The sequence below is a fragment of the Arthrobacter mangrovi genome (assembly GCF_026011795.1).
Lineage (GTDB): Bacteria > Actinomycetota > Actinomycetes > Actinomycetales > Micrococcaceae > Crystallibacter > Crystallibacter mangrovi.
Genome location: NZ_BRVS01000004.1, coordinates 248573 through 275541 on the forward strand (window position 1 = coordinate 248573; position 26969 = coordinate 275541).

General features: G+C 67.2%; 21 protein-coding genes and 1 pseudogene. 15 read left to right on the top strand and 7 right to left on the bottom strand.

Annotation, left to right across the window (positions count from 1 at the left end):
- Positions 1-55: 55 nt before the first annotated feature.
- Genes AHIS1636_RS05240 through AHIS1636_RS05265 form a run of 6 tightly spaced genes read left to right on the top strand, consistent with a single transcriptional unit; the run spans position 56 to position 6894 of the window.
- The gene (locus AHIS1636_RS05240) at positions 56-1249 is read left to right on the top strand and encodes an acylneuraminate cytidylyltransferase (RefSeq protein ID WP_264794756.1); all 1194 of its coding nucleotides are present in this window, start codon (positions 56-58) and stop codon (positions 1247-1249) included.
- Between the two features lie 17 nt (positions 1250-1266).
- On the top strand, positions 1267-2172 hold the full coding sequence (locus AHIS1636_RS05245) for an N-acetylneuraminate synthase family protein (protein ID WP_264794757.1): 906 nt from the start codon (positions 1267-1269) through the stop codon (positions 2170-2172).
- 9 nt (positions 2173-2181) lie between these two features.
- Positions 2182-3156 carry a glycosyltransferase family 2 protein gene (locus tag AHIS1636_RS05250; protein ID WP_264794758.1) on the top strand — a complete coding sequence of 325 codons (975 nt, stop codon included), beginning with the start codon at positions 2182-2184 and terminating at the stop codon, positions 3154-3156.
- Positions 3153-4601: a polysialyltransferase family glycosyltransferase gene (locus AHIS1636_RS05255; RefSeq protein WP_264794759.1), complete on the top strand. Its 1449-nt coding sequence runs from the start codon at positions 3153-3155 to the stop codon at positions 4599-4601. The genes AHIS1636_RS05250 and AHIS1636_RS05255 overlap by 4 nt, the downstream gene beginning before the upstream one ends.
- Entirely contained in the window at positions 4598-5629 is a 1032-nt protein-coding gene (locus AHIS1636_RS05260) for a hypothetical protein (protein WP_264794760.1), read from the top strand. Before AHIS1636_RS05255 ends, AHIS1636_RS05260 begins: the two co-directional genes overlap by 4 nt.
- Positions 5626-6894 carry a DUF6716 putative glycosyltransferase gene (locus AHIS1636_RS05265; RefSeq protein ID WP_264794761.1) on the top strand — a complete coding sequence of 423 codons (1269 nt, stop codon included), beginning with the start codon at positions 5626-5628 and terminating at the stop codon, positions 6892-6894. Before AHIS1636_RS05260 ends, AHIS1636_RS05265 begins: the two co-directional genes overlap by 4 nt.
- A gap of 104 nt (positions 6895-6998) precedes the next feature.
- Here the strand turns inward: AHIS1636_RS05265 and AHIS1636_RS05270 are convergent, their stop codons facing one another.
- Entirely contained in the window at positions 6999-9233 is a 2235-nt protein-coding gene (locus tag AHIS1636_RS05270) for a catalase (protein ID WP_264794762.1), read from the bottom strand.
- Positions 9234-9354: 121 nt separating this feature from the next.
- On the opposite strand from AHIS1636_RS05270, the gene AHIS1636_RS05275 reads away from it, so the two are divergent.
- From AHIS1636_RS05275 to AHIS1636_RS05295, 5 genes are all read left to right on the top strand, one after another.
- Positions 9355-10365, top strand: coding sequence for a DNA topoisomerase IB (locus tag AHIS1636_RS05275; protein WP_264794763.1), 1011 nt, complete (start codon positions 9355-9357; stop codon positions 10363-10365).
- 113 nt (positions 10366-10478) lie between these two features.
- The gene (locus tag AHIS1636_RS05280; RefSeq protein WP_264794764.1) at positions 10479-10901 is read left to right on the top strand and encodes a hypothetical protein; all 423 of its coding nucleotides are present in this window, start codon (positions 10479-10481) and stop codon (positions 10899-10901) included.
- Positions 10902-10982: 81 nt separating this feature from the next.
- Positions 10983-11660 carry a DUF6766 family protein gene (locus AHIS1636_RS05285; protein WP_264794765.1) on the top strand — a complete coding sequence of 226 codons (678 nt, stop codon included), beginning with the start codon at positions 10983-10985 and terminating at the stop codon, positions 11658-11660.
- A 190-nt stretch (positions 11661-11850) separates the two neighbouring features.
- Positions 11851-12936 carry an inositol-3-phosphate synthase gene (locus AHIS1636_RS05290; RefSeq protein WP_264794766.1) on the top strand — a complete coding sequence of 362 codons (1086 nt, stop codon included), beginning with the start codon at positions 11851-11853 and terminating at the stop codon, positions 12934-12936.
- A 105-nt stretch (positions 12937-13041) separates the two neighbouring features.
- On the top strand, positions 13042-14124 hold the full coding sequence (locus tag AHIS1636_RS05295) for an acyltransferase (RefSeq protein WP_264794767.1): 1083 nt from the start codon (positions 13042-13044) through the stop codon (positions 14122-14124).
- A 132-nt stretch (positions 14125-14256) separates the two neighbouring features.
- On the opposite strand, the gene AHIS1636_RS05300 is transcribed toward AHIS1636_RS05295, so the two are convergent.
- Positions 14257-15618 carry an MFS transporter gene (locus AHIS1636_RS05300; RefSeq protein ID WP_264794768.1) on the bottom strand — a complete coding sequence of 454 codons (1362 nt, stop codon included), beginning with the start codon at positions 15616-15618 and terminating at the stop codon, positions 14257-14259.
- A gap of 365 nt (positions 15619-15983) precedes the next feature.
- Here AHIS1636_RS05300 and AHIS1636_RS05305 point away from each other — a divergent pair, with 365 nt between their 5' ends.
- On the top strand, positions 15984-16781 hold the full coding sequence (locus AHIS1636_RS05305; RefSeq protein ID WP_264794770.1) for an IclR family transcriptional regulator: 798 nt from the start codon (positions 15984-15986) through the stop codon (positions 16779-16781).
- On the opposite strand, the gene AHIS1636_RS05310 is transcribed toward AHIS1636_RS05305, so the two are convergent.
- Both AHIS1636_RS05310 and AHIS1636_RS05315 read right to left on the bottom strand, forming a co-directional pair.
- A complete protein-coding gene (locus tag AHIS1636_RS05310) occupies positions 16782-17660 on the bottom strand; it encodes an IclR family transcriptional regulator (RefSeq protein ID WP_264794771.1) in 879 nt (292 codons plus the stop codon). It abuts the gene before it with no gap.
- A 256-nt stretch (positions 17661-17916) separates the two neighbouring features.
- Entirely contained in the window at positions 17917-18687 is a 771-nt protein-coding gene (locus tag AHIS1636_RS05315) for an N-carbamoylsarcosine amidohydrolase (RefSeq protein WP_264794772.1), read from the bottom strand.
- A gap of 468 nt (positions 18688-19155) precedes the next feature.
- Between AHIS1636_RS05315 and AHIS1636_RS05320 the strand changes: the two genes are divergently transcribed.
- The 3 genes and pseudogenes from AHIS1636_RS05320 to AHIS1636_RS20410 form a co-directional block, all read left to right on the top strand.
- Entirely contained in the window at positions 19156-23022 is a 3867-nt protein-coding gene (locus AHIS1636_RS05320; protein WP_264794773.1) for a hydantoinase B/oxoprolinase family protein, read from the top strand.
- Positions 23023-23145: 123 nt separating this feature from the next.
- Complete coding sequence (locus AHIS1636_RS05325) at positions 23146-24513, top strand: MFS transporter (RefSeq protein ID WP_264794774.1); 1368 nt, start codon at positions 23146-23148, stop codon at positions 24511-24513.
- Between the two features lie 302 nt (positions 24514-24815).
- A pseudogene (locus AHIS1636_RS20410) lies at positions 24816-24947 on the top strand (DUF4193 family protein); the annotation flags it as partial.
- On the opposite strand, the gene AHIS1636_RS20415 reads toward AHIS1636_RS20410, so the two are convergent.
- The 3 genes from AHIS1636_RS20415 to AHIS1636_RS05340 all read right to left on the bottom strand — a co-directional run bounded on the left by AHIS1636_RS20415 (position 24933) and on the right by AHIS1636_RS05340 (position 26368).
- Entirely contained in the window at positions 24933-25031 is a 99-nt protein-coding gene (locus AHIS1636_RS20415; RefSeq protein ID WP_373875791.1) for a twin-arginine translocation signal domain-containing protein, read from the bottom strand. The pseudogene AHIS1636_RS20410 and the gene AHIS1636_RS20415 sit on opposite strands and share 15 nt — an antisense overlap.
- A 4-nt stretch (positions 25032-25035) precedes the next feature.
- The gene (locus AHIS1636_RS05335; RefSeq protein ID WP_264794775.1) at positions 25036-25413 is read right to left on the bottom strand and encodes a DUF1622 domain-containing protein; all 378 of its coding nucleotides are present in this window, start codon (positions 25411-25413) and stop codon (positions 25036-25038) included.
- Between the two features lie 85 nt (positions 25414-25498).
- Positions 25499-26368 (bottom strand): 3-hydroxyacyl-CoA dehydrogenase family protein, encoded by an 870-nt coding sequence (locus AHIS1636_RS05340; protein WP_264794776.1) that lies wholly within the window; start codon positions 26366-26368, stop codon positions 25499-25501.
- Between the last annotated feature and the right edge of the window lie 601 nt (positions 26369-26969).

The window sequence follows — 26969 nt, forward strand, 5'->3', positions numbered from 1 at the left end:
TCCCCGTAACCGTTAGCTCACCGTCCGGCCATTGAGCCTCCCTACGGTTGAGCCAATGAGCAATGCCCACCCCCACGAAGTACTGGTGGTGATCCCCGCCCGCGGCGGTTCGAAGGGGATCCCCTTCAAGAACCTCAAACCCGTTGCAGGACGCTCCCTGGTGGCCCGTGCCGTCGAGGCCGCACGGAACGCCGCCCGGGTGACGGACGTCGTCGTCAGCACCGATTCGCCGGACATCCGGTTCGAGGCCGAGCGCTTTGGCGCCCGCGTCATTGAGCGGCCCGCGGAGCTCTCGGGCGACACCGCCACCAGCGAGTCGGCCGTGCTGCACGCCCTCCAGAGCAGCGGCACCCTGCCCGAGGTCACGGTGCTGATGCAGTGCACCTCCCCGTTCATCGATTCCGCGGACCTGGACGCGGCCATCGCCTCCGTGCTCGACGGCGGTGCGGACGTGGCCTTCTCCGTCGCAGAGAACCATAACTTCCTCTGGGCCAGGGACGCGGACGGCGCCGTCACCGCGGTCGGCCACAGCGCCGACTTCCGTCCGCGCCGGCAGGACCGCGAGCCGCAGTACCGCGAGACCGGGGCCTTTTACGCGATGCGCACTTCAGGGTTCGTGGCCCGCGGGCACCGCTTCTTCGGCCGTCTCGAGTTCCAGGTCGTCCCGGCGGAGCACGCCATCGAGATCGACTCGATCGAGGACCTGGAGATCGTCCGGGCGATGGATTCGCGCCAGGAATCCACCGGGATCGACGTGGACGCGCTCGTCATGGACTTCGACGGGGTGCACACCGATGACCATGCCTTGGTCAACTTCCAAGGCGAAGAATTCGTCCGGGTCAGCCGCTCGGACGGAATGGGGGTGGCCCGGCTGCGCCGCGCCGGAGTCCCCCAGCTGATCCTCTCCACCGAAACCAACCCGGTGGTGACCGCCCGGGCGACCAAGCTCGGGGTCGACGTCGTCCAGGACGTCTCGGACAAGGCGGCCGCGGTGACCGAATGGATCACCGCGTACGGACTTGATCCGGAACGCGTTGCCTTCGTGGGCAATGACGTGAATGACCTGCCTGCCATGGGCCGGGTCGGTTGGCCGGTGGCCGTGGCGGATGCCCGGCCCGAGGTCAAGGCCGCAGCGCGCGTCGTGCTGCAGCACAACGGCGGCGAGGGCGCGGTCCGCGAAATCTGCGAACGCGTCCTGGCCGCACAACCGGCAGCCCAACCGGCAGCCACAGCAATTCAATCCCGATGACAGAAAGAGCTTCGCTGATGACCACCGAAACCACCGCCCCCGCCGGAGCCCCGGCACCCGTAGCCATCGGCGACGTCCAGGTCGGCGCCGGCCAGCCCGTCTACGTGATCGGCGAGATCGGCATTAACCACAACGGCGACATCGAGATCGCCAAGCAGCTGATCGACGTTGCTGCCGCCGCCGGCGCCAACGCCGTGAAGTTCCAGAAGCGCACCCCGGAAATCTCCACCCCGGTCGACATGCGCGACAAGATGCGCTCCACCCCGTGGGGCGAAATGACCTACCTGGACTACCGCTACCGCGTCGAGTTCGACATGCCGATCTACCAGAAGCTGATCCAGCACGCGGCCGACAAGGGCCTGCACTGCTTCGCTTCGCCGTGGGACGTCCCCTCGGTCGCGTTCATGGAAGAAGCCGGCGCGCTGACCCACAAGGTCGCCTCCGCCTCCGTCACCGACATCGAACTGCTGACCGCCCTGCGCGAGACCGGCAAGCCGATCATCCTCTCCACCGGCATGTCCACCATCGAGCAGATCGATAAGGCCGTCGAGACCCTGGGCACCGACAAGCTGATCCTGATGCACGCCACCTCCACCTACCCGCTGCCCCCGGAGGAGGCCAACCTGCGCATGATCACCACACTGCAGGAGCGCTACCAGGTTCCGGTCGGCTACTCGGGCCACGAGCGCGGCCTGCAGATCTCCCTCGCCGCCGTCGCCCTCGGCGCCGTGACCGTGGAGCGCCATATCACCCTGGACCGCACCATGTGGGGCTCCGACCAGGCTTCCTCGCTCGAGCCCAAGGGCTTCGAAGCGCTGATCCGCGACATCCGCATCCTCCAGGACGCCCTGGGCGACGGCGTCAAGAAGGTCTTCCCGGGCGAGCTGGCCCCGCTGTCCCGCCTGCGCCGGGTGGACGGCTAAGTTAGCCCTATGAACCAGCCATTACTGAGCGTCATCGTTCCAGCGAAGGACCAGGCCCCTTTCATCCGTGACTCGATGACCAGCCTGACGCGCCAGTTCGATGATCCCTCCGTAATGGAAGTCATCGTCATCGACGACGGTTCAACCGACGGAACCGGGGAGCTGGCTGCCGCATTCGCCAGCCGGCTCCCCGGCCTGCAGATCCTCCGCAACGAGGCTGCCACCGGCGTCGCCTCCGCCCGCAACCGCGGGCTGGACATCGCGACCGGCCGCTTCATCACCTTTCTCGACCCGGACGACTGGTACGCCCCCGGGCACCTGTCCCGGATCACGGACGAGATCGCCGGGCTGGGGGTCGATTTCCTGCGGGTCGACCACATCCGGCACACCGGCGGCGTGCGCACCGTCCACAAGGCGCCCCAGGCGCGCCGCGGAACCAAGCTGGATCCGCGCAACGACATTGCGCCGCACGACCAGTCCACGATGGTCGACTATTGCTTCCCGCCGTTCGGAATTTTCGACGGCGGACTCAAGGATGCGGGCTTGCTCCACTTCCTGGACGGCCGGCACACCGCCGAAGACCGCCCGTGGGTCTGGCGGCTCCACCTGAAGGCCGCCTCCTACGCCGTCAGCAACCAGCTCGGCGCGTTCTACCGGCGCGGCGTCGCCAGCTCGCTCACGCAGGTCTTCGACCGCCGCCAGCTGGATTTCCTGCCGTGCTTCGCCGAGGTCTTCCGCCTCGTCGGCGAGGATCCGGAAGCAAGCCGCTTCTGGCCCAAGGCCGTCCGCCAGTTCCTCGCCATCGCCTGCCACCAGCTGGACCGCTCCGCCGACATGGACAAGCAGGTTGTGGCGGAACTCCACGCCGGCATCAACGCCGCCCTCGCGGGCCTGCCGGAGGACGTGCGCGGGCAGGGCCTGGCCGGCCTGGACAACAAGCGACGCAAGTTGCTCAAACCTGTGCTCCGGAGAGCTGCCGCATGAAAGAACTCTTTGTCGTTTCCACGCTGTACCAGTGCATCTCGCTGGCATCCGCCATCGACGCCGGCCGGATCCCGGATCGGGGCGCCGAGCGAATCCTGGTCCTCGCCAACAGCGCCCTGATCCCCGAGATCACCGTGCCCTTCCACGAGGCTCCCGGCTTCGCGGAGGCGGCGGCCCGCTTCGACCGCACCGTAAACCTGAGCCAGCTGCTCTGGCCGCGCCGGCCCGGGCAGTTCGCCCCGCGGGCCGAAGAGCTGGATCTCTGGGAGCGCCTGCTCCGGGCCGAATGGAACCTTGGCGACAGCTCCGTGAGCCTGTTCGTCGAGTCCATCCAGGTCAACCCGGCGGTCGCGCTGTGCCGCGTCTTCGCCGACGCCGGCATCAGCGTGCACTCGGACGGACTGATGAGCTATGGCCCCACCCGCAATCCGCTGCCGCGCGAACTGGCACAGCGGCTCGAGACGCTGGTGTACGTGGACCTGGTCCCTGGCCTCGTGCCGCAGCTGCTGCGCGAACACAATCCGGCCCTGGTGCCCGTGGACCGCGCCGACCTGCGCCGCGGCATGGAAGCGCTGGCGCGGACGCTGCCCGAGGACGATGCAGTGGCCGCCGCCATCAGCGGGACCCCCGCGGCGGAGCTGGAGAAGCACAGCGCGGACCGCGGCGCTTCCCGCAGCGCACTGATCCTCGGCCAGTACCTCTCCGAGCTCGGCATCCTCTCCGCCGAGGAGGAGGTCGGCCTGCACCGGGACATGCTGCGCAAGGCGCTGGACCGGGGCATCCGCCACTGCGTGTTCAAACCGCACCCCAGCGCCGGTCCAGGCGCCGTCACCTCCATCCAGGCCGCCGCCGCGGAACTCGGCCTGCAGCTCGAAGTACTGACCTCGAGCAGCCCGGCTGAGGTCGTCATGCAGCGGCTGCAACCGGACCTGGTGGTCAGCTGCTTCTCCACCGCCCTGATGACGGCAAAGTACCTCTTTGGCATCGACGCCGCGGCCGTCGGCACCGAGATCCTGCTCGAGCGGCTCACGCCGTACCAGAACAGCAACCGCATCCCGGTCACCATCATCGACGCCCTGCTGGAACGCGGCTACGCCGCCCCGGCCGAGGCACCGGAGGAGGCGTCTGCCGCGGCATCGGAGGCGCTCGGCGCCGCGCAGACACCGGACGCTTCGCCCGGGCGCGCGGCCCCGCTGCAGCAGCTGGTCGAGGCCGTCTCCTACTGCATGCAGCCGCAGACGCTTGAGCTGGCCCGGCCCGCGGCCGAGGCCTTCCTGGCCGGCGCACAGCACACCGGGGACATGCGCTACTTCAAGCGCCGCCGGCTGACCAAGCTGGAGCTGCCCGGTGCCCTGCCCGCCGCCAAGGTACTCCACCCGCTGGGCCGGGTACGGCGCGCCGGCACCCGGCAGGTCAAGCGCGTCCTGACGGTGCTGGCGAAATGATGCAGGAAATCCTCCCTTCGATGCTGGTCGCCCGGCCGCGCTTCGGCCGGGCCACGGTCTGGGCCGAGTCTCCGCTGCAGCTGCTCAGCGCCGTGGAAGCCCACGGCGCCGGGCTGCTGGGCAACGAAACGGTCATCCACTCCCGCAGCGACGCGGTCGGCATGGACGCCACCCTGGCCGAGCTGCTGAGCCAGGTCCCGGACGGCGTCAGCTTCGCCGAGCCCGGGTCCTCCGTGCCGGCGCTGCGCGCTCCGGACCTGGACCGCTGGGTCATCGGAGACGCCTACTCCGGCGTGGCGCAGGCGGAATTGCTGCGCGGAGCGGCGGACAAAGAGATCGTGATTGTCGACGACGGGCTGGCAACGCTCAAGCTGCTGGCCACGCTGGCGAGAGACTCCGCGGCCCCGCTGGTGCGCCCGCGGGCGGCGGCTTCCTCGGTCCGCAAGGCGCTTGGCCTGGCGGTCTGGTTCCTGCTGCGCCGGCTCGCCCGCCAGAACCGCCTGCTGGTGGTCACCGCGCTGCCGGTGCCGCTTGACCTCGAGCAACGTTTCCGCGCCGTCGGCGGCCAGTTGGAGCGCCACCGCTTCGAATGGCTGGGGACGCAGCCGGTGACGGAAGAAATCAACGAGCCCACCGTCGTCGTTGGTTCGGCCATGGCCGCGGACGGACTCATCCGCGAGGACCCCTACCTGGCGTGGGTCGAATCGCTGACGGAGGACGGGCCGGTCAGCTACTTCCCGCACCGGCGGGAAACCCCGACCTCCCTTGCCAAGCTGGACCGGCACCCCCTGATCCGCGTCAACCGCCACACCATTCCCGTGGAGATGCGCCTGCGCGGACTCCGCGCCGGACAAGTCGTGCGGGCGCTGCCCTCCACCGTGCTGGCCTCGCTCCGCCTGATCCTCGGGCCCAATGGGGTTCCGCTGAAGGGCCACGCCGTGCCGGACAGCTGGTGGCTGCCGCAGGCCTCGGACTCATTGCGGCGCCACCTGAGCAGTTCCCTCGACGATGGCGGCTCGCCCCAATGAGCGCCGAAACTGCGAACCCCCTGAAGGCGGGACGGAAGATGCGCATTGTCGCCATCGCTGACAGCGACTCGTACCTGAAGTTCGCCTGCGCCACGCTGGACGCCCTCGGCCCGGAATGGGAGCGCGAGGTCCTGCTGGTCCGCTCCCCCATCCAGCCGACCCTGGAGCAGATGACGGCGGCCACCGCCGGGACCTTCCTCCACGGCCGCGCCACCGCGGTGATCCCCGCCTCCGGCCTGCGGACCGCACTGGCCGGCGCCGACGTCGTACTCGCCGCCGCCACCGGCCCCGTGGTCGAAGAGGTATACCTGCATGCCGCCGCGCTGACCCCGCGCCCGGCGCTGGTGTCCGGGCTGCCCGGCGTCGCCTTCCCCGCCACCAAGAAGGCGCTGCGCTACCGGGCGCTCGGAGACGCCTTCGTCACGCACAGCCACGCGGAATGCCGCGCCTTCAGCGAACGGGCCGAAGACCTCGAGTTGCCGCAGCGCATCCTGGTCTCCCGGCTGCCCTTCCTCTCCTCCCCCGCGGCCCCGATGCCCGATCCCGCTCCCCTGCAGCGCGTGGTGTTCGCCCCGCAGGCCAAGGTGCCCGTGGAGAAGGACGAGCGCGTCGCCATCCTGCAGGCGCTGGCTGCGCTGGCCCGCCGCACCGGCTTCACGGTGCGGGTCAAGCTGAGGGCCTGGGCCGGGGAACCGCAGACCCACCTGGAGCAGTACCCGTTCGACACCCTGTGGAACGACATGGTGAAGGCCCGCGCGGTGGCCGGACACGAACTGGAGTTCTGCACCGGCTCGATGGCCGAGCAGCTGGTGCCCGGAACGGCCATGGTCACCGTCAGCTCCACCGCCGCCCTGGAAGCGCTCGACGCAGGCCTGCAGGTGCTGATCCTGTCCGACTTCGGGGTCAGCGACGAGATGCTCAATAAGGTCTTCGACGGCTCCGGGCTGCTCGGCACCCTTGAGGACCTGAAGGCCGGCCGTTTCTTCCACCCGGAGCACAGCTGGCTGCGGGACAACTATTTCCACCGGCAGGACGTGCCCCTGGGGCACGTTCTCGCTATCTACGCCGAGTGGGCCCGGGCCGGCAAGCTCACGCTGGACACGGACCGGCTGGCTGCCACGCGGAAGCGGCGGGTGCGGCTGCGCCTGCGCACCCTGCTGCCGACGCCGGCGCTGAAGGCCATCCGCTGGGTCCGCCAGCAGCAGCGGGACAGCGACGCCCGCCGGATGGAGGCCGAGCGGGCCGCCCAGGGCCTGCCCGCCTGACCATCCCGCAGCCCGTCCGAACCTTAGCGGCCGGGTGTAGCGGCCGGGTTTTACCGGACCGAGCCGGGGGCCGGCCTTGGCGGCCGGCCCCCGGCGGATGGACCCTAGCGGAGCGTTCCTTGCTCGGCGCCGGCCGGGAACCGCTCCCAGACCCGGTGCTTCGACAGCAGTTCCGCCACCTTCTCCAGCACCTGCGGGCCGCTGCCCAGTACGACGCCGGCGGCATCCTCGGGCACGGAGGCTGCGGCCAGTGCCTGGCCGGCGCTGTCCCAGCCGCCGATGGCTTTGCAGTGCCGGTACGCCTCGGCCAGCAGCAGGGTGACCCGCGGGTCCACCCCCGGGTAGCCGGAGGGATCGCCGGCCTTGGCATCCAGCCCCGGGGCCGCGTCCGGCGCCGGCTTGGCGGATCCGGCGACCACGACGGCGTCGAACTCCACGGACCGCGCCGTCAGGTAGGTCCGCTGGACCGGCAGGCCGCCGGGGAGCTTGCCGCCGTGCGGTGCGATGATCAGCGGGACCATGCCGCCGGCGTGGATGGCCTCGCGCGCCGTCGCCAGCGCCTCCTGGTCGCTGTTTTCGTCAGCGATGATGCCCACGGTCCGGCCGGCCAGCGGCCAGCTTCCGCGCAGCTGCGATAGCGCCGCGCTGGGCTCCGGATCGCCAAGCTCCACGGTTGGCGCGGGCGCCTCCAGTCCCAGTCCCGCGGCGACCTTGGCGCAGAGGTCGGCGTCGATGTTCGCCAGGGCCTGCAGCTGCCGCTTGCGGATGTTCTCCTCGTAGCACTTGCCCAGTTCGAACGTGTACGCCTGCGCCACGTGTTCCTGCTCCACCGGTGCCAGCGAGAGGTAGAAGAGCCGTGCCTGGCTGAAGTGGTCGTCGAAGCTCGCCGGCTTCTCCCGCTTCTTGGCCGAGGCCGGCAGTTCCTGCGGGACCTCGATGTAGGCGCTCATGTCCTCGCCCGCCAGGAAGGGACAGCCGCCGTCGATCGAGTTGGGCCGGTACGGTGCCGCCCCCGCATGCACCGCCGTCTGGTGGAAACCGTCGCGGAACATGTCGTTGACCGGAGCCTGAGGCCGGTTGATCGGGATCTGCGAAAAGTTCGGCCCGCCCAGGCGCGTGAGCTGGGTGTCCAGGTAGGAGAACAGCCGGGCCTGCAGCAGCGCATCGTTGGTCACGTCGATGCCGGGCACCAGGTGGCCGGGGTGGAACGCCACCTGCTCGGTCTCCGCGAAGTAGTTCGTGGGGTTCGCGTTGAGGGTCATGGTGCCGATCACCTGCACCGGCGCCAGCTCCTCCGGCACGATCTTGGTGGGATCCAGCAGGTCGATCCCCTCGAACGTCTCGTCCGGGGTATCCGGGAACGTCTGGATGCCCAGCTCCCACTCGGGGAAGGCGCCGGCCTCGATCGCATCCGCCAGGTCCCGGCGGTGGAAGTCCGGGTCGGTGCCGTTGATCATCAGCGCCTCCTCCCAAACCAGCGAGTGCACGCCCTGCTTCGGCTTCCAGTGGAACTTCACCAGCGTGGTCTCGCCGGCGGCATTCTGCAGCCGGAAGGTATGCACGCCGAAGCCCTCCATGGTCCGGTAGGAGCGCGGGATGCCTCGGTCAGCCATGAACCACATGGTGTGCGCCTGCGCCTCGGTATGCAGCGAGACGAAATCCCAGAACGTGTCGTGCGCGCTCTGCGCCTGCGGAATCTCCCGGTCCGGGTGCGGCTTGGCCGCATGCACCACGTCCGGGAACTTGATGCCGTCCTGGATGAAGAACACCGGGATGTTGTTGCCGACCAGGTCGAAGGTGCCCTCGTCCGTGTAGAACTTGGTGGCGAAGCCGCGGGTGTCGCGGACCGTATCGGCGGAACCGCGGGAACCGACCACCGTGGAGAAGCGGACGAAGACGGGGGTTTCGACGCCGGACGCCAGGAAGCCTGCCTTCGTCACGCCGGCGGCGGCGCCGTTGGCCACGAACGTGCCGTGCGCGCCGGCGCCGCGGGCGTGGACCACGCGCTCCGGGATGCGCTCATGGTCGAAGTGCATGATCTTCTCGCGCAAATGGTGGTCCTGCAGAAGGCTGGGCCCGCGGGCCCCCGCCTTCAGCGAATGATCCGTATCGTACAGCCGGGCACCCTGTGCCGTCGTCAGCCAGGCACCGCTCTGGCTGTGCAGCGATTTCTGCGCGCCCGTCGGAACACCGGTTGGCGTAACCGTCTCCGGCGCGTCCTGGTCCGGCTTGGGCGGCAGCGGCTCGTGAGGCTCGGTAGGCTCGGCGAGCGCGGGCGGTTCCACGCCCGGCACTCCCGGAATCGGAATCTCGTTGGCCGGCGTGCTGTTCGTTGCCATAGCTGTCTCCCTTTCGCAGGACTTGGTTTGGCCGGCGCCATCGCGCCCTGCTCAGCACCCTACTAGAGTTAGTAAGCAAGCTGAACAACTTGGACGGGATGCGCTGGCGGTGAGGAGAACCATGGCGACACAACAGGAGCGGCCGGCACCGAAAGCAAGGAAGCCGCGCCTGCGCCGCAGCAACTGCAACATGCCCGGCTTCAGCCGGCGCCGTCGCGGCAAGGGTTTCAGCTACGCCGCGGCGGACGGCAGCCGGATCGATGACCGGGAGACGCTGGAGCGCATCAACCAGCTCGCCATCCCGCCGGCCTGGCGCGACGTCTGGATCAGCCCGGTTCACAACGGCCACATCCAGGCCACCGGCGTCGACGATGCCGGCCGGCGCCAGTACATCTACCACCCGCGCTGGCGGGAGCTGAAGGACCGCGAGAAGTTCGACCGCGCCCTGGACTTCGCCGATACCCTGCCCCGGGCCCGCCCGGCGGTGACCCGGCTGCTGCGCGGGAGCGAGCCGACCGAGGAGCGGGCCTACGCCGCGGCCTTCCGGCTGATCGACGAGGGCTCGCTGCGAATCGGCAACGAAGAGTACGCGCAGACCAACGGCTCCTTCGGGGTCACCACCATCCGGATCCGCCACATCCGGCTGCGCGGGGAGATTGTGGAACTCGATTTCCCCGCCAAGAGCGGCCAGCAATGGAGCGGGCAGCTCAAGGACGCGGACCTCGCCCACGCCCTCGAACCGCTGCTCGAGCGAGGCCCCGAGGAGCCGGCGCTTGCCTACCGCACGGACGACGGCGAGTGGTCGCCGATCAGTTCGGCCGGCCTCAACGACTTCATCCGCGAGCAGTGCGGCGGGGACTTCACGGCCAAGGATTTCCGGACCTGGCAGGGCACAGTGGAAGCCGCGCTGGCGCTGGCCCGGCACGCTCCGGCGCGCACAAGCGAGACCGCGCGCAAGAAGGCCGTCGCCGCCGCCATGCGGGATGTCTCGGAGCGGCTCGGCAACACCCCGGCCATCGCCCGCAAGTCCTACGTGGATCCGCGGGTGGTGGACCGGTTCATGAACGGGGACGTGCTCGACGCCGGCTCCTACCGGGCGGCCGAGCGTTCCCTCCGCGACCTGGTCACCTAGGCCTGCCCGCCCCGACCTGTTCCTTCCCGTTGGACCGGCAGGTTCCCCGGCAAGTCCTGCCGCGTCCGGCACGGAGCAGTACGGTAGGGACAGAACGTAAGGAGGCTTAGCTTATGGACCACAAGCCGCACCGCAGGAGCGGACCGCGGGTGCTTGCCGGCGTCGCACTGGCCCTGTCCCTGGCCGGCTGCAGCAGCCTGAATCCGGGCACGGCCGAAGCCGCGGACGTCGCCTCGCGGTTCCACGCGGACCTGGCCTCCGGCGATTTCCAGGCCGCCTGCACGCTGCTGGCCCCGGGCACGGTCGAGAAACTCGAAGACGGCGCCGCCGGAAGCTGCGCCCGGAAGCTCGCGGACCTGGGCCTGCCCGGCGCCGGCGGGGTGCGCAGCAGCCAGGCCTACGGCAGCAACGCGCAGGTGCAGCTCGAAGCGGACACGGTGTTCCTCACGCTCTCGGGCCGGCACTGGAAGATCACCGCGATCGGCTGCACGCCGCGCGGCGAAAAACCCTACGACTGCGAAGTGGAGGGAAACTGATATGCGGTGGGCATTCTGGATCTGCCTGGGCGTCATCGCCCTCGGCCTGGCCTACATGCTGACCATCGGGGTGCTGGCCCGATGAAGCACAATCCCCTGCTGACCAACGGGCTGAGCATTGCTTTCAGCCTCCTGTTCGCGTTCTCGCTGCTCGGTCAGGCCTTTTCCGGGCTGGCCTACTTCAACGACCAGCAGCAGGCCTCGCAGCTGGAGCCGGTGGGCTTCTGGCAGTACGTGACGTCTTCGAGCTTCGCGGTGGACGTCGCCGAGAACTGGCAGTCCGAGTTCCTGCAGTTCCTGCTCTACATCTGGCTCACCGTCTGGCTGGTCCAGAAGGGATCCCCGGAGTCCAAGGAGATCGACAAGCGCGGCACGGAGTCGGACAAGGAGGAGCTGATCGGCCGGTTCGCCAGGCCGGACTCTCCGAAGTGGGCCAAGGCCGGCGGGCTGAAGACCCACATCTACTCGAACTCGCTGATCCTGGTCATGGGCGGCATCTTCCTGGGCTCCTGGTTCGTGCAGTCCGTCGCGGGCTTCAGCGCGTTCGCCGAGGAGCAGTTGGCGAACCTCCAGGACCCGGGGACCTGGGGCGAGTACGTGCTCTCTCCGGAGTTCTGGAACCGGACCCTGCAGAACTGGCAGTCCGAGTTCCTCGCCGTCTGGGCCATGGTGATCCTCTCGGTCTACCTGCGCCAGCGGGGCTCCCCCGAGTCCAAGCCCGTGGGCGAGCCGCACGACTCCACCGGCGCGAGCAACTAGCCCTGCCCGGACGCACCCCGGCCCGTCACCCGGGGGAGGGTCCGCACGGAGGCTGCATGCCGCCGTCGTCCGTGCAACAATTCCCGCCGGGAATCGCAGCAGTAAGGTGAACGTTGCGCAACAAAGTAAGCTAGAGAGGTTGCCTGCCCTCCGCCGGGCGGCATTCCAGGATTGTTGTTGAAGGAGAACCGTGGCAGAGAACCCCATCCGGGTCGCGATCGTCGGCGTTGGCAACTGTGCGGCTTCGCTGGTGCAGGGCGTCCACTATTACCGGGACGCCGATCCGGAGTCGACCATTCCCGGGCTGATGCATGTGCAGTTCGGCAAGTACCACGTCAACGATGTGCAGTTCGTTGCCGCGTTCGACGTGGACAGCAAGAAGGTGGGGCTTGACCTCGCGGACGCGATCGGCGCCAGCGAGAACAACACCATCAAGATCGCCGACGTGCCGGAAACCGGCGTGAAGGTCCAGCGCGGCCACACCCTGGACGGCCTGGGCAAGTACTACCGCGAAACCATCGTCGAGGCGGACGAGGATCCGGTGGACATCGTCGCCGCCCTGCGCGAGGCCAAGGCCGATGTCATGGTCTGCTACCTGCCGGTCGGCTCAGAGCAGGCCGCCAAGTTCTACGCCCAGTGCGCGATCGACGCCGGCGTGGCCTTCGTGAATGCGCTGCCGGTCTTCATCGCCGGAACCAAGGAGTGGGCGGACAAGTTCACCGCCGCGGGCGTGCCGATCGTCGGCGACGACATCAAGAGCCAGATCGGCGCCACCATCACCCACCGCGTGATGGCCAAGCTGTTCGAAGACCGCGGCGTCACGCTGGACCGCACGTACCAGCTCAACGTCGGCGGCAACATGGACTTCAAGAACATGCTCGAGCGGGACCGCCTCGAGTCCAAGAAGATCTCCAAGACCCAGGCCGTCACCTCCAACACCTCGGCAGAACTGGGCGCCGACGACGTGCACATCGGCCCGTCCGACTACGTCGCCTGGCTGGATGACCGCAAGTGGGCGTTCGTCCGCCTCGAGGGCCGCAACTTCGGCGACGCCCCGGTCTCGCTGGAGTACAAGCTGGAGGTCTGGGATTCCCCCAACTCCGCCGGCGTGATCATCGACGCCGTGCGCGCCGCCAAGATCGCTCTGGACCGCGGCGTCGGGGGCCCGATCCTCTCTGCTTCGAGCTACTTCATGAAGTCGCCGCCGGAACAGTACAACGACGACGTCGCCCGCGAGAAGGTCGAGGCCTTCATCCGCGGTGACGTGGAGCGCTAGCGCTTTGCGGCCTTCCCCTGCACTGACACCTGCAGCGGGGCCCACGGCCGCCCGCGACTCCAGCCCCCGCGCCTGCCTCGGCCGGCGCGGGGGCTTTTTCGCGCCATGACCCGCAGCACGGAAGCCGTCCCCGCCACCAAGGTCCAGCGGAATTACGCGCTGGACATCCTGCGGATCGTCAGCATCGTCGGCGTCGTCGCCATCCACGCCTACGGGGAAATTGCCGGGGATCCGGACCTCCGCGGGCAGCCAAGCTGGCTGGCCGCCGCCATCATCGACATCGCGTTCATCTGGGTGGTCCCGGTCTTCGTCATCATCTCCGGCACGCTGACGCTGGCCCCCCGCGCGCACCGCGATGGCGCCCTCGCGTTCTACCGGAAGCGGGCGCTGCGGCTGCTGCCCGCCCTGGTCTTCTGGCATCTCGTCTACATCTTCGTCGGCCGCGGCCTGCTCGTGGGCCAGGAGCTCGAGCCCGGCGCCATTGCCGACGCCGTATTCAACACCAAGCTGGCCCCGCACCTGTACTTCCTCTGGCTGATCCTCGGCCTCTACCTCGTGGCCCCGCTGCTCGCCCGCTTCCTGCGTTGCGTGAGCCCGCGGACGGCGGGACTGACGACGGCGGCAATGCTGCTTCTGTGCCTGGCCATCTTCAGCGCGCAGGCAGTCAGCATCCAGTACGGTTTGGACTGGCGCTACCCGTGGAACGTGCTGACGCAGTGGTTCCCGTACGTCGGCTACTTCATGGCAGGCTGGGTCCTCGCCCAAATCAACCTGCGCAAAAGGTATGCCGCCCTCCTCGGAGGCGCCGCCGTCGTACTTTCCGCCTTCAACATCTGGCACTGGATCCACCGCGACAGCACGCCGCTGCTGAATATCCTCACGCCGTCCAGCTACCTCGGCCTCGGAGTCATGGCCGCCTCCCTCGCCATCTTCACGTCGGCCTACCACCTGCTCCGCGGCTGGCAGCCCCGGCCCGCCGCGGGGAAAGCCATCGTCGCGCTCTCCAACGCCTCCTTCGGCGTCTATCTGGCCCACTACCTCATCCTGCTCTGGCTCACCTTCGCCGTCTTCGACGGCGCCGAACCCACTCTCGCCCTCGTCACCCTCAAGTTCGCGATCGCCGCCCTCGGCTCCTTCGCCCTCTCCCTCGCCGCCCTCCGCATCCCCCTGGCCCGCACCCTCATATAGAGTGGCTGACCCAAGGGCGGTGGACCACCGAGGCCGATATCCTCGCCGCCGCCAAAGCCATCGCCGGGGCCGGCAGCCCTCCCGGCGGATGGTCGGGCCTGCTCCCTGCCGGGAGGGCTGCCGGCTATCGTGCTATGTCGCGGCGTCGCGTACAGCCTTGTCTTCTTCCTCGAAGGACTTCCTGGAGGTTTCCGGCATGAAGAAGGTTGCGATGAGGGCGCCGGCCGCGATGACGGTCAGGTAGATGGCTGGCGCCAGCTTGTTGTCCGTGAGGGAGATCAGGAAGGTCGCCACGAACGGTGCCGTACCGCCGAAGATCGCGTAGCTGACGTTGTAGGTGACCGCGGATGCGGTGTAGCGCACAGCGGTCGGGAAGGCCTCGCTGAGCAGCACGGCCGTGACGACGTTGGCGGTGACGGCTCCGACGGCGAGCAGCAACTGGCCGCCCAAAGCGTTGGCGAAGCTGCCGCCGCCGGCCAGCAGGTAGGCGGGAATGGCCAGCCCGCCGAGCAGCACGGAGGAGGCGAACATGGTCCGGCGGCGTCCTACCTTGTCGCAGATGCGGCCGATGACCGGGGCGATGAGGGCCGCGAACGTCAGTGCCAGCACGTTGCTCATCAGCACCAGTTCCGAGGGAAGTCCAACGACTTCGCTGAGGAAAGTGGTCATGTAGGTGGAGAACGTGTAGAAGGACAATGCGGTGAGGCTGATGTAGCCGGTGAGGATGGCGATCGGCTTCCACTGCTTCTTCAGCGTGGAGCTCAACGGCGTGTGCGTGGCTTCGGAGCTTTCGGATACCTCCTTGAACAGCGGACTTTCGTCGAGTTTGCGCCGGATATAGAAGGCGATGAGCCCCATCGGAGCCGCGACGAGGAACGGAATGCGCCATCCCCAGCTGTCCATCGCCTCTGCGGGAAGGTTGGCCGTGAGCAGGTAGCAGAGCAGCGCCGCGCCTGCGAATGACGCAAAGGTTGAGGCAGGCATCCAACTGCTGTGTCGTGAACGCTCGTTTTGCGGTGAGTGTTCGATGACGTATGTCACGGCACCCGCGTATTCGCCGCCGGCCGAGAGGCCCTGCATGCTGCGTGCCAGCGTCAGCAGGATCGCGGCCCAGATCCCGATTGTTTCGTACGAGGGGAGCAGGCCGATGCTCATTGTAGCTCCGGACATGAGCAGGACGGTCAGGGCCAGGACCCGTTTGCGGCCTATCCGGTCACCGAGCATGCCGAAGAATGCGCCGCCGATGGGCCGCAGGGCGAAGGCGACTGCGAACACCGCGAATGTCTGTAGGAGTGCGACCACGGTGTCGCCCTCCGGGAAGAAAGTTCTGGCAATGATGGGGGCCAGGAACCCGTAGACGGCGAAGTCGAACCATTCGACGACAGTGCCGGCAGAGGCCGCGAAGGTCACTTTCCGCAGCGTGGCAGGAGAGACGTTGGCCGCTGCTGCCGAGGAGGCCGAAGTGGAAGTTGATTTGTTGTGGTCCAGTTGCATAGCTGCTCCCGATAGGAGGTGCCTTGCCGGCACCCGGCTTTGTGGAGAGGACGAATTTGAGGACATTGGCCACGCGCCGTGTCCCTCGCTGTGCCTTGTTATGGAGTGGAATCTTGCCTGTGTGATCCAACCCACTCTTCAGTTGCGTTCTGATCAATATAGTTGCCTCACCAGCAACAGGTAAGAGTTTTCCTACGTTTTTTGGCTCGTCTGCCGGCATTTGCAGGGGTGCCGCAGCTCGGGTGCCACGGGGATGACACATCTTCTCGGCACCTGCCCTGCGGGATCTTCCCCATCACCGCCCCGGCTGGAGCATATGATGGCCAAAAGAGTGGCGGGAGGTCACGCCACGCGAAAGGATGCAGATGGCAGGCAGGCCGAGGCAGGAGAACGGGCAGGTCCAGGGAGCTGCGGCTTCGCTGCTGAACGGTCTCGCCGTGCTGGAAGCCTTTTCCGTTCAAAAACCGGTGCTAGGCGTCACCGAGGTCGCTCAGCGCGTGGGACTCCACAAGAGCACGGTGTCCCGCATTCTCGGCGGGCTGACAGACGCCGGATATGTCCAGCGGGACGAGGAGACGGGCCGGTACCGGCTCGGGCTGGGCCTGATTGCGCTGTCCGGCCCTTTGCTGGCGGATCTGGATGTTCGCCGTGCCGCCCTTCCCTATCTGGAGCAGTTGACCGAAAGCACCCAGGAGACCAGCGCGATCTCGGTCTGGAATGGCCATGAGGCGATCGTCGTGGAGCAGGTCGCCAGTCCGCACCAGGTCAAGCACACTGCCAGCATCGGCACCCGGTACAACAAATTCGCGAGCTCCTCGGTGCGGGTGTTCCTGGCGGAGCTGGCCCCGGGCCTGGCAACCGAACTGATCGAATCCGGCCGGATACATCGCGCGGCAGGAGACAGCCTGCCGTTGGATCACACCTCCCACCTGCAGGAAGTCGCCCGCCAGGCATACGCCGTCAACGACGGCGCGACTACGGATGAGGAGTTCGGAGTCTCCGCCCCGGTTCGCGATTACCGGGGCAAGGTGGTCGGCTGCATTACCGCATCAGCTCCCCGGTCCCGCGTGCACAAGCACGCCACCGGGGAGGCCCTGGTTCGGGCCGTGCAACACGCCGCCTCGGAAGTATCCGTCCGGCTGGGCTGGTCGGCCGCTAGCTGATCACCGTACACCGGCTGCGGGAAGCAAAGGCGCGGGGCACTTCCCCCCAGGGTCCGTGACGGCGGTCGCCGTACCGGGTGCTTTTTCCGCCGGCCAGTTGCCTAGCCGGGCGGACATTCGGTCGGCGGCCCGGAGCACCGCATCGCGCAGGATCAACTGGCTCTGCTGGTATTGCACCCGGGATCGGGGCGCGCTTACCGTGACGCAGCCTACGGCCGCGCCCCGGTAGTCCCGGACGGGCGCCGAGACGCCATACTCCTCGAAGGTGGTCTCGCCGTCGTTGACGGCGGACCCCTGGTCCCGCACCGCTGCAAGCTGTTCGTGGACCGGGTCCTCGAACCCCCGATAGCCGTCCCGCACCACTATCCGCGCGGCAAGCAGGCGGCCGGCCTCCTCTGGCGGCAGCTCGGCGAGGAAGACCTTGACCGAGGAGCTGGCGAATTTGTTGTAGCGCGTGCCGATCGCCGCGCTGTGCTTGACCTGGTGCAGGCTGGCCGTCTGTTCCACGACGATCGCATTGGTGCCATTCCAGACGGCGATCGCTGCCGTTTCCCCCGTGGTCTGTGTCAGTTCTTCCAGATGCGGCAGCGCGGCCCGGCGGACGTCGAGCTCGGCAAGCAACGGGCCGGCCAGGCCGATCATCCCTAGGCCGAGCCGGTACCGGCCTGTGTCGTCGTCGCGCTGGACGTAGCCGGCTTCGGTCAGGCCGGTGAGCATCCGGGAGACGGTGCTTTTGTGCAGCCCGACCAGCTCGGAAATCTCCGTAACGCCCAGGAGCGAGCGCTTGGCGACGGAGAACGCCTCGAGGACCGCTAGACCGTTGAGCAGCGATGCCGCCGCCCCCTGCGGTTTCTCAGCGGTAATGTGTGGGTCCAGCATAAGTTCTCCCTCCCCGTTGCCCAGGGACGTGGGCCGCCGGCTGCAGCCGCACCGTCCCCGGCTCCGAGGCTCGTCGCGATTCGCCTGCCATCGTCGGTCCTCTTCTGCTGAACGCGCGTGCCGGCCCCCTGCACGGATGCCTGGCGCCCCCTGGTCCTCGCAGTTGTGCGGCAGCCCGGCACCCATCGAGGGGTGCCGGGCTGCCGCCGGGTCGGCCTGAGGATGCCAGCCCGAGGAACCCCGACAGTGCAGTGGATCAGGCCGGATCCGCGGGGGCCTCGACCTCAGGCTGGGGATCCGAGAGCGTCTTCGGGACAGTGTCCTCGAACTGCGGGAGGGCGTTCAGGTACTCCACCACCGAGTCCGTGGACTCCACATCGCCGAACTTGTTATCGATGTCGTAGAGGTTCCACTGCACGACCCCCGGGACACGGTCGCCGATGGTCTCCCTGGCGATGATCGGGCGGAAGCCCTTCGCGATAGCGTCCTCGACGGTGTGGCGCACGCACCCGGCCGCGGTCGCACCGGTCACGATCAGAGTGTCGATGCGGTTGGAAGTCAGGAAGAGCTCGAGGTTCGTCCCCGGGAACGCCGAGGCGCGGTTCTTCTCGATCACGACCTCGCCCTCCGCGGGGGCGATGCGGTCGTCGATCTGCGCCCAGTAGGAATCCGCCGGCAGGGTTTCCACGGGGATCTTCGAGTACCACAGGCCCATGTCGTTCGTCCCGGAGGTCGCATCGCGGTTCCGGTACACGTTTGTGGTGTAGAAGACCGGGACCCCTTTGGCGCGCGCGGCTTCGTTGATCCGCTGGACGTTGGGGATGATTTCCTCCATGCCCGGGCAGCTGAACGGATGACCCGGGCGGGTCCAGGCGTTCGCCAGGTCGATGTGGATGACGGCGGGACGGTTGCCGTAGCCGATCCGGCGCTTGAAGCCGCGGTCGTTGTAGATGCTCGTGCCGGCTTCGAACGCCTCCTCCAGCACTGCTGCAAGACGGGCTTCGATGTCGTTGGTCGTGACTGTCATGGCTCTCTCCATTCTGGATATTCCTTGTTGCTAACCGAGCAACTGGGTTGCTGTGGGGACTACGCTAGCGCAAGGATCGGCGGAACACCAGAGGTTCGCCAAATCTGTTTTCCTTCGGACCAACGGCTCGGATCGGGACGAGCAGCGGCGAGTGCGTCACGGAGCGGCCGGACCGGGCTGATCCCAGCCCTTGGGGCGCAGGTTCTTGGGATCAGAAGAAGCGGGCCCCAAAAAAGAGGCGTCATAACCATTGCGTGTTGTTGGCAGGGGAACTAAATTGCTTAGCAAGCAACTATAAGTGAGCTAGAGCACATCAAGTTGCGGGAATGTATTCCGGCCCGGGGGATTCGGGCTCCAATCCGGGGCAGAGCGGACCGGCCCCCAAGCCTTTTCCTCGACCCCAGGTCTTCCCTTCAACCACAACTTCCGTCCAACCCAGTCCTGAGCCCAACTTCCGAAAGGATCATCATGAAGCGCATCGGAGTAGACGTCGGCGGCACCTTCACCGACTTGTATTTCTCGGACGACGACCAGCGCATAGCCGTTGTGGAGAAAGTTCCGTCCACTCCACACGACCCGTCCGAGGCGGTGGTCAACGGCATCAAGAAGCTCTGTGCAAAGGCCGGGGTGGCACTGTCGGAGATCGACCAACTGGTGCACGGGACCACGGTGGCAACGAATACCGCGCTGACGCACACCGGGGCGGAGGTCGGGATGATCACTACCGACGGTTTCCGGGACATCCTGCACATCGCCCGCCACAAAAAGCCGCACAACTTCTCGCTGCAGCAGGACATGCCGTGGCAGACCAAGCCCCTGATCAAGCGCCGTCATCGTCTTACCGTCAAGGAACGCATCACGGCCCCGAACGGCGACGTCCTGGTCCCCCTGGACGAGGACGAGGTCCGGGAGCGGGTGCGCGAGCTCAAGGCTGCCGGTGTAGAGGCCATCGCCGTCTGCCTGCTGCACTCCTACCTGAACTCCGCCCATGAGCAGCGGATCGGAGAGATCGTCGCGGAGGAATTCCCCGAGGCTTACCTCTCCCTATCCAGCGACATCGTGCCCCTGTACCGGGAGTATGAGCGCTTTTCCACCACCGCTTTGAACGCCTATGTGGGACCTAGGGTTTCGCGCTACCTCTACCGTCTGCAGGAGCAGGCCGAAAGCCTGGGCTACCAGCGCGAGATCCTTCTGATGCAGTCCTCCGGCGGGATGGTTCCGATCAAGGAGGCTGCCAAGCGGCCCGTGACGCTGATGATGTCCGGACCGGTCGGCGGCCTGATCGGCGGCATGTGGGCAGGCCGGCAGTCCGGCTTCGAGAATGTCGTCACCTTGGACATCGGCGGCACGTCGGCGGACATCGGTGTGGCCTACCAGGGTGAATTGCGCATGCGCCACCTGCTGGACACCAAGATCGGCGACCACCAGGCCATGGTCCCCATGGTGGATATCGACACCATCGGTGCCGGCGGCGGCTCCATCGCCTACGTCGACGCCGGCGGGGTCTTCCGCGTCGGGCCCCAGTCGGCCGGCGCCGACCCGGGCCCGGTTTGCTACGGCCGGGGCGGCACCGAGCCGACGTCGACCGACGCCCAAGTGCTGCTGGGCCGCATGCGCCCGGACCGTGTCCTCGCCGGTTCGGGCCTGGACATGGACCTCGACGGCGCCCGCCACGCCATGGAAGGACTGGCCGGAAAGCTGGGCATGTCCGTCGAGGAGGCCGCTCTCGGCGCCCTCCAGATCCAGAAGTTCGGCATGACGCAGGCCATCGAGCAGAACTCCGTCCGCCGCGGCTACGATCCGCGCGACTTCACCCTCGTGGCAGCCGGCGGCGCGGGCGCCCTGTTCGCCTGTGAAATCGCCGCAGAGCTCGAGGTACCAAACGTGCTGATCCCAGCCCACCCCGGCATCATCGCTGCGACCGGCCTACTGGCCACGGACGAGCAGTACGAGTTCGTCGCCACCAACCGGTTCACCTTCCGCGACGCCGATCCTGCTGCCATCCAAGCCTCTTTCGAGCAACTGGAGCGCGAAGCTAATGCCCAGTTGGACGCCGAGGACGTCCCCGCCGGCCGACGCCGGCTGGACTGGCTGGCCGACGCCCGTTACGAGGGCCAGGGCTACGAGATCCGCTTCGACGTCCCGGAGGGCCCCGTTACCTCGGCCTGGCTGGACCAGGCCGAGGCCGCCTTCCACGATGCCCACTTCGAGGAATACGGCCACCGTTTCAAGAACGGAACCGTCGAGGTCATCAACATCCGGGTCGAGGCCCGCGCGGTGATGGACGAGCTGCCCACGCCGGAGCCGACGCAATCCGGATCCCTCGAGGATGCACTCGTGGAGACCCGCCCGGTGACCTTCGACCAGGACGGCAAGCCCGTCACCGTGGACACCGGCTTCTATGACCGCGAAAAGATGGGCGTTGGCACCTCTTTCGAAGGCCCGGCGATCATCGAGCAATACGACTCCACGGTTGTTATTCCCCCGGGCTTCTCCGGAACCGTGGACGCTGCCGGCAACCTCGTCATCGCCTGCCCCGCAGCCGCCGAAACCGCTGAGAAGCTGGCCACGCCGATCCTGATGCGCGTGATTGGCGGCGCCCTGAACTCCGCCGCCAAGGAGATGGCCTCGGTGCTGTTCCGTATGGCCTACTCCTCGATCATCCGCGAGTCGGAGGACCTCGGCGCGGGCCTGTTCGACAGGGACGGCAACGTGCTGGCCGAGTCGGACTCCACGCCGATGTTCATGGGTTCCATGCCCAAAATTGTCAAGGGCGTGATCTCGGTCCTCGGCGACGACATTCACGAGGGCGACGTCATCCTGCACAACGACCCGTATCTGGGGGCAACCCACTCCCCGGACGTGGCCATCATCGAGCCGATCTTCCACGCCGGAGAACTCGTCGGCTTCGCCGGCGCCTCGGGCCAGCTGATTGACAACGGCGGTGCGTTCTCCGGCCTGATGGTGGATATCCAGGACGTCCAGTCCGAGGGCACGATCTTCCGGGCCGTGAAGATCTATGAGAAGGGGGTCCGGCAGGAATCCTTGATCCGGCACATCCTCAACAACACCCGGACGCCAACCTCGAACGAAGGCGACTTCCAGGCGATGATCGCCGCCTGCGAACTGGCCAAGTCCCGCTACCTCGCCCTTATCGAGCGCTACGGCTTCGGGTCGGTGCGCGAGGCAGGCCAGAGCTGGATCGATTACTCGGAGCGGATGCTACGCCAGGAGATCGCCAAGATCCCGGACGGCGTCTACGAGACGGAGGTCGGCTACCTCGATGACGACGGCCGGAACTACGGCAAGAAGCTGCCGATCGTCGTGAAGGTGATCGTCGAGGGTGACGAGATCACCTATGACCTCACGGGGTCCTCCGAGCAGGTGCCGACCGCTTACAACTGCGCCTTCGAGGGAACGACGGTCTCGGCGTTCACATTCATTACCCGCATGATGTTCCTGGACGAGGTTGCCTTCCCGGTGTTCGTGCCGCAGAACGAGGGCATGCTCAAGCCGCTGAAGGTGATCGCTCCGGAGGGCACCATCTTCAATCCCAAGTACCCGGCCGCAACCTTCTCACGGTTCTCCCAGGTGCAGCGCGCCGTCGACCTGGCCTTGCGGGCCCTCGCGCCGGTCATCCCCGACCGTGTCACGGCCGGCAACTCCGCCCACATCCACTTCATCTCGTACTCGGGATGGGACGAGAAGCAGGGCGAGTACTGGGTCTACCTAGAGGTCAACGAGGGCTCCTATGGCGCCCGTGCCACCAGCGACGGCCCAGACTCCGTGGACAACCTCATCGCCAACACCCGAAACAATCCGATCGAGGAGCTCGAATGGCGGTTCCCGATGCGCACCGACCGCTATGAACTGCGCTCGGATCCGGCGGCGGCAGGCGAATTCCGCGGCGGAATCGGCATCGTCCGGGAGAACACCTTCCTGACCGACACCGTGATCACCTGCGAAGGCGAACGCCATGAGTCGGACGCACCGTGGGGCGCCTACGGCGGCCACGACGGCCTCAACGGCTCACTCGTGAAGAACCCCGGCCGCACCGGGGAGGAGTCCTGGCCGTCCAAGGTCACCGGCCGTCAGTTGCTGGCCGGAGACTCGCTCCAGATCACCGTGCCCAGCGGCGGCGGCTTCGGCGACCCGCTCCGGCGGGACCCGCTGAAGGTCCTCGAGGACGTCCTCGACGGCTTCACGACGGCCGAGGCGGCCGCCCGGGACTACGGCGTGGTCCTCAGGGAGATCGACGGTCAGCTCACCGTTGACCTGAAGGCCACAGCCGAGCGTCGGGAAAACGCAACGTCCGAGCTGGCTCCAACCCGCTGATCAAGGAGCTGCGGCAATAAGGGGGCGGCCTGGAGGCCAGCTAGCAACGCTGGCCCCGGGCCGCCCCCTCTTCGTTCCGGAATCACCACATCGCTACCCCTATCACCGTGAATAGGAACCGTCATGTCCACTGTTCAAACGTCCCAATTCGTCGAATCCGATATCAGGCCCAAGGACGTCCGGCTGGCCACCTGGATCTGCTTTTTCGCCTGGACCTTCGCCGTCTACGACTTCGTCCTGTTCGGCAATCTCCTGCCGCAACTGGCGGCAGACCTCGGCTGGAGTGCGGCTCAGTCTACGGAGGTCAACACCTGGGTGACGGCCGGCACCGCGATCGTCGCCTTCGCCATCGGACCGGTCGTCGACCGGATCGGCCGCCGCAAGGGCATCCTGATCGCCGTCGCCGGTGCCGCTGTCGCCTCGCTGCTGACCGCCATGGTCGGCTGGGTCGCCGGCATCGCTGCCGGCCTCGGACTCGTCTTCCTCGTCCTGGTGCGTTCGCTCGCCGGCCTCGGCTACGCCGAGCAGGCCATCAACGCCGCCTACCTCAATGAGATGTTCGCCCACAGCCATAGCGACCCGGCCAAGGCCCGCCGGCGCGGGCTCATCTACTCGCTCGTCCAGTCCGGCTGGCCCGTCGGCTCCGTACTCGCTGCCGGCTCCGTCTACCTGCTTTTCCCCATTGGCGGATGGGTGCTCTGCTTCATCGTCGCCGCCATTCCAGCCGTCTTCATCATGATCGCCGGGCGCTGGCTCAAGGAAAGCCCCCAATTCGCCCACCGTCACCAGATCGACAAGATGATGAAGGAGGGCCGGCGGGAAGAGGCGCAGCAACTTGGGGACAAATACGGCATCGACGTCTCGGAGAAGGCCAGTCCGCTCGTCTCCGTCTTCCGCGGGGAGTCGCGGAGGTCCGCCCTGACGATCGGCGGCGCCTTCCTGCTGAACTGGCTGGGCGTCCTCGCCTTCGCAATCCTCGGCACGTCGCTGCTTTCGGCCCCGGACGGCAAGAACATCGAGTTCGACAACGCGCTGCTGATCCTCATCATCTCCAATGCGACGGCCTTCGCCGGATACCTGTTCCACGGCTGGCTCGGTGACCGGATCGGACGCCGCAACGCGATCGGCATCGGCTGGATACTGTGTGCCGTCTCGTTCTTCACCATGCTCCAGGCCCCCAACGGGAACTTCCCGCTTATCGTTGCCCTGTACAGCGCCGGGCTGTTCTTCCTCATCGGGCCCTTCTCCGCCCTGCTGTTCTTCACCGGCGAAAGCTTCCCCGTCCACACCCGGGCAACGGGAAGTTCCATCATCAACGCCTCGGGCCAGATCGGGGCGATCCTCGGCGGCCTGCTGATCACCGCCACTCTCGCTGCCGGTGGCGGCTGGATCAACGCCGGCCTCTGGTGGGGCGTGCTGCCCATCCTGGGCTCCGGCCTGCTGATCTTCGCCGCCCGGAACGTCGACCCGCGTACGGTCCGCAAGGACTGACAGGACCGGCACGGCTCCATCCGCCGGCGGCAACTCTCCGTTCCCAGGGAGATCCGCCGGCGGATGGCGTTAAGGTCCGAACACGGACACCGCGGCAAGCCTATGCGGATTGTCACACTGGAGGCCGGGAATAGCCTCGGGGTCGAGGACGCTGTACACCATTCATCCACCTTGAGAAAAGAGATCACACCAAGTGGCAACCGATTATGATGAGGTCCGGGCCGACGTCAAGGAGTCCCAGGACAAGTCCCTGCAGGCAGTACGGTCCGTAAATGCGCCCGCCGGGCGCGCGCAGTGTCGTCATGGAGCTGGACGAGGCCGACGGCCTTGACGGAGCCGGCGTACCCGGCGGCGAGTTCATCGCAGAGGAACTCAACGTCCAGGTCATCCCGCAGGCCGACGACGAATTCACCTGCTACTCATGCTTCCTTGTCCGGCACCGCTCCCAGATCGCCCGGCAACAAGGCTCCCACGCCTACTGCACCGACTGCGAAGGCTAAAAACGCACGGCGTTCGATTCAACTACTCAGCCGCCCGTCCACCCGAATTCGCAGGCAGCTGCTCTTCCTTCCCCTGCCACGGCCACCTGCCGGTGATTTCGAGCTCCAGCGACCAGCTCAGGAATGTACGGATCAGCACGATCACGGCCAGCGCAGCTACGCTTTCCAGCGTCGGACTGACGGCCACGGTGCGGATGATATCCGCCGCCACGAGCAGTTCGAGCCCCAAGAGGATCGAACGTCCAAGGAACCGGCGGAACCCCTCGTATACCCCGGCCTGCCTGCCGAGGAGCTTTGGCACAGCGAATGCTGCAGCCAGGACGGCACCGATCACCATGGCAGCGACACCGGCAGCATCAATAACGCGGCCGGCTGTCTCGATCAGTTCTCTGAAGTCCATGCGCCCACGCTACAACTGAGATGCGCCCGCACAACCCCTGGCAGCGCTGCCAGTGCCGGCCAACAGGGACTCGGGTGCCTGCAGCTCAACTCCAGTCGAAAAAACCCTTACCGGTCTTGCGGCCCAGTTCGCCACGGGCCACCTTGTCCCGGAGGATCTGCGGCGGCGCAAACCTGTCGCCGAGTGTCTTGTGCAGGTACTCGGCGATCCCTAGGCGGACGTCTAGGCCCACGATGTCGGTGGTCCGCAGCGGTCCGGTGGGGTGTTTGTACCCCAGCACCATAGCGTTGTCGATATCCTCGGCGGAGGCCACGCCCTCCTCGACCATGCGCATAGCCTCGAGCGCGATCGCGACGCCCAGCCTTGAGCTGGCGAATCCCGGTGCATCATTGACGACCACGGCCGTCTTGCCCAGCGCCTGCACCCAGCCTCGCGCCGCCTCTACCAGCTCCGGCCGGGTCTGTTCTCCAATAACGACTTCGATCAGCGTGGAGGCGGGGACCGGATTGAAGAAGTGCAGACCGAGGAAGTCCTGCGGCCGGGACAGTTCCCGCGCCAGATCGCTCACGGACAGCGAGGACGTGTTGGACGCCAGTACGGCGCCGGCGGCCAGGCGTTCCTCGACGGCGCGCAGCGAGGCCACTTTGAGGTCCCGGTCTTCGGGCACGGCCTCGACGACCAGTTCCCGGTCCGCGAAATCAGCATAATCCACCGACACGGCCAACCGGGAGGCCATCTCGTCGAGGTTGGCATCCTCCACGCCGCGCTCGATCGATTTCGCAGCCGACGATTCGATCCGTTCCCGGGCCGCCTCCGCAGAGGCTTCGTCGCGCTCGACCACCACGACATTCGCGCCTTTGAGCAGGAATGCGTGGGCGATTCCCGCCCCCATGCGGCCTCCGCCCAGAACGCCGACTTTGGCGGGAAGCCCCGCAGGATGTTCGAAGTTGCCCATTTTTGCTTCTTCTTCCTGTCGAGGAACGCGTGCACGCGTTCAAATCTTGCCGGACACTGAAAGAGCCTGCCCGAAGCCAGCGTACCGATGAGGGGCTGGACTTCGCGCGGGGTACGGCTGAGTCCAGCACCCAAGCCAAGCCCTTAACAACGCTGCTCTAGGCCGGCTGGCACGAGGCAGAGTCGGAATGCCCTATCGGCATTGGGTACGGACGCGGACGCTGGATGCAGGAGGGCCACTGCGGCCTATTCGGCCTGCTCATCTCCTCCGCATCAATCGAGAGGAAGTCAGATGGACGTGCGAATCGTCGAGAGCGTAGCAATGTTCGGCATCGGCGACGGGTTGCTCACCGTGCTCCTGCCTGACGAACACTGTTCCCGCTGGGCGGCCGGCCCGTTCCGGCCAATCATGGAGTGGTGCCGCCTGCACCCTGGACTAACGCGGGCACTTGGGGCTGTGCAACTCGTCGCCTGTGCAGCCCTCGCCGCGAGCCTGTCGACGGAACCCGGGCCGGCCAAGCTGCGTTCCAGGTAAAGCGGGACGGGACCGCGCTCCATAGAGGGAACGGTCCCGCCCTTTCCTGTTCGAGCTGCAGCTTGGA

What these genes read in the sequence shown, in the direction of transcription:
- AHIS1636_RS05280 (WP_264794764.1), top strand. Translation starts at nt 10,479, where the DNA reads ATGGACCACAAGCCGCACCGCAGGAGCGGACCGCGGGTGCTTGCCGGC.
- AHIS1636_RS05305 (WP_264794770.1), top strand. Translation starts at nt 15,984, where the DNA reads ATGGCAGGCAGGCCGAGGCAGGAGAACGGGCAGGTCCAGGGAGCTGCG.
- AHIS1636_RS05250 (WP_264794758.1), top strand. Translation starts at nt 2,182, where the DNA reads ATGAACCAGCCATTACTGAGCGTCATCGTTCCAGCGAAGGACCAGGCC.
- AHIS1636_RS05310 (WP_264794771.1), bottom strand. Translation starts at nt 17,660, where the DNA reads ATGCTGGACCCACACATTACCGCTGAGAAACCGCAGGGGGCGGCGGCA.
- AHIS1636_RS05340 (WP_264794776.1), bottom strand. Translation starts at nt 26,368, where the DNA reads ATGGGCAACTTCGAACATCCTGCGGGGCTTCCCGCCAAAGTCGGCGTT.
- AHIS1636_RS05245 (WP_264794757.1), top strand. Translation starts at nt 1,267, where the DNA reads ATGACCACCGAAACCACCGCCCCCGCCGGAGCCCCGGCACCCGTAGCC.
- AHIS1636_RS05325 (WP_264794774.1), top strand. Translation starts at nt 23,146, where the DNA reads ATGTCCACTGTTCAAACGTCCCAATTCGTCGAATCCGATATCAGGCCC.
- AHIS1636_RS05260 (WP_264794760.1), top strand. Translation starts at nt 4,598, where the DNA reads ATGATGCAGGAAATCCTCCCTTCGATGCTGGTCGCCCGGCCGCGCTTC.
- AHIS1636_RS05270 (WP_264794762.1), bottom strand. Translation starts at nt 9,233, where the DNA reads ATGGCAACGAACAGCACGCCGGCCAACGAGATTCCGATTCCGGGAGTG.
- AHIS1636_RS05295 (WP_264794767.1), top strand. Translation starts at nt 13,042, where the DNA reads ATGACCCGCAGCACGGAAGCCGTCCCCGCCACCAAGGTCCAGCGGAAT.
- AHIS1636_RS05320 (WP_264794773.1), top strand. Translation starts at nt 19,156, where the DNA reads ATGAAGCGCATCGGAGTAGACGTCGGCGGCACCTTCACCGACTTGTAT.
- AHIS1636_RS05255 (WP_264794759.1), top strand. Translation starts at nt 3,153, where the DNA reads ATGAAAGAACTCTTTGTCGTTTCCACGCTGTACCAGTGCATCTCGCTG.
- AHIS1636_RS05300 (WP_264794768.1), bottom strand. Translation starts at nt 15,618, where the DNA reads ATGCAACTGGACCACAACAAATCAACTTCCACTTCGGCCTCCTCGGCA.
- AHIS1636_RS05265 (WP_264794761.1), top strand. Translation starts at nt 5,626, where the DNA reads ATGAGCGCCGAAACTGCGAACCCCCTGAAGGCGGGACGGAAGATGCGC.
- AHIS1636_RS05315 (WP_264794772.1), bottom strand. Translation starts at nt 18,687, where the DNA reads ATGACAGTCACGACCAACGACATCGAAGCCCGTCTTGCAGCAGTGCTG.
- AHIS1636_RS05275 (WP_264794763.1), top strand. Translation starts at nt 9,355, where the DNA reads ATGGCGACACAACAGGAGCGGCCGGCACCGAAAGCAAGGAAGCCGCGC.
- AHIS1636_RS05335 (WP_264794775.1), bottom strand. Translation starts at nt 25,413, where the DNA reads ATGGACTTCAGAGAACTGATCGAGACAGCCGGCCGCGTTATTGATGCT.
- AHIS1636_RS05240 (WP_264794756.1), top strand. Translation starts at nt 56, where the DNA reads ATGAGCAATGCCCACCCCCACGAAGTACTGGTGGTGATCCCCGCCCGC.
- AHIS1636_RS05285 (WP_264794765.1), top strand. Translation starts at nt 10,983, where the DNA reads ATGAAGCACAATCCCCTGCTGACCAACGGGCTGAGCATTGCTTTCAGC.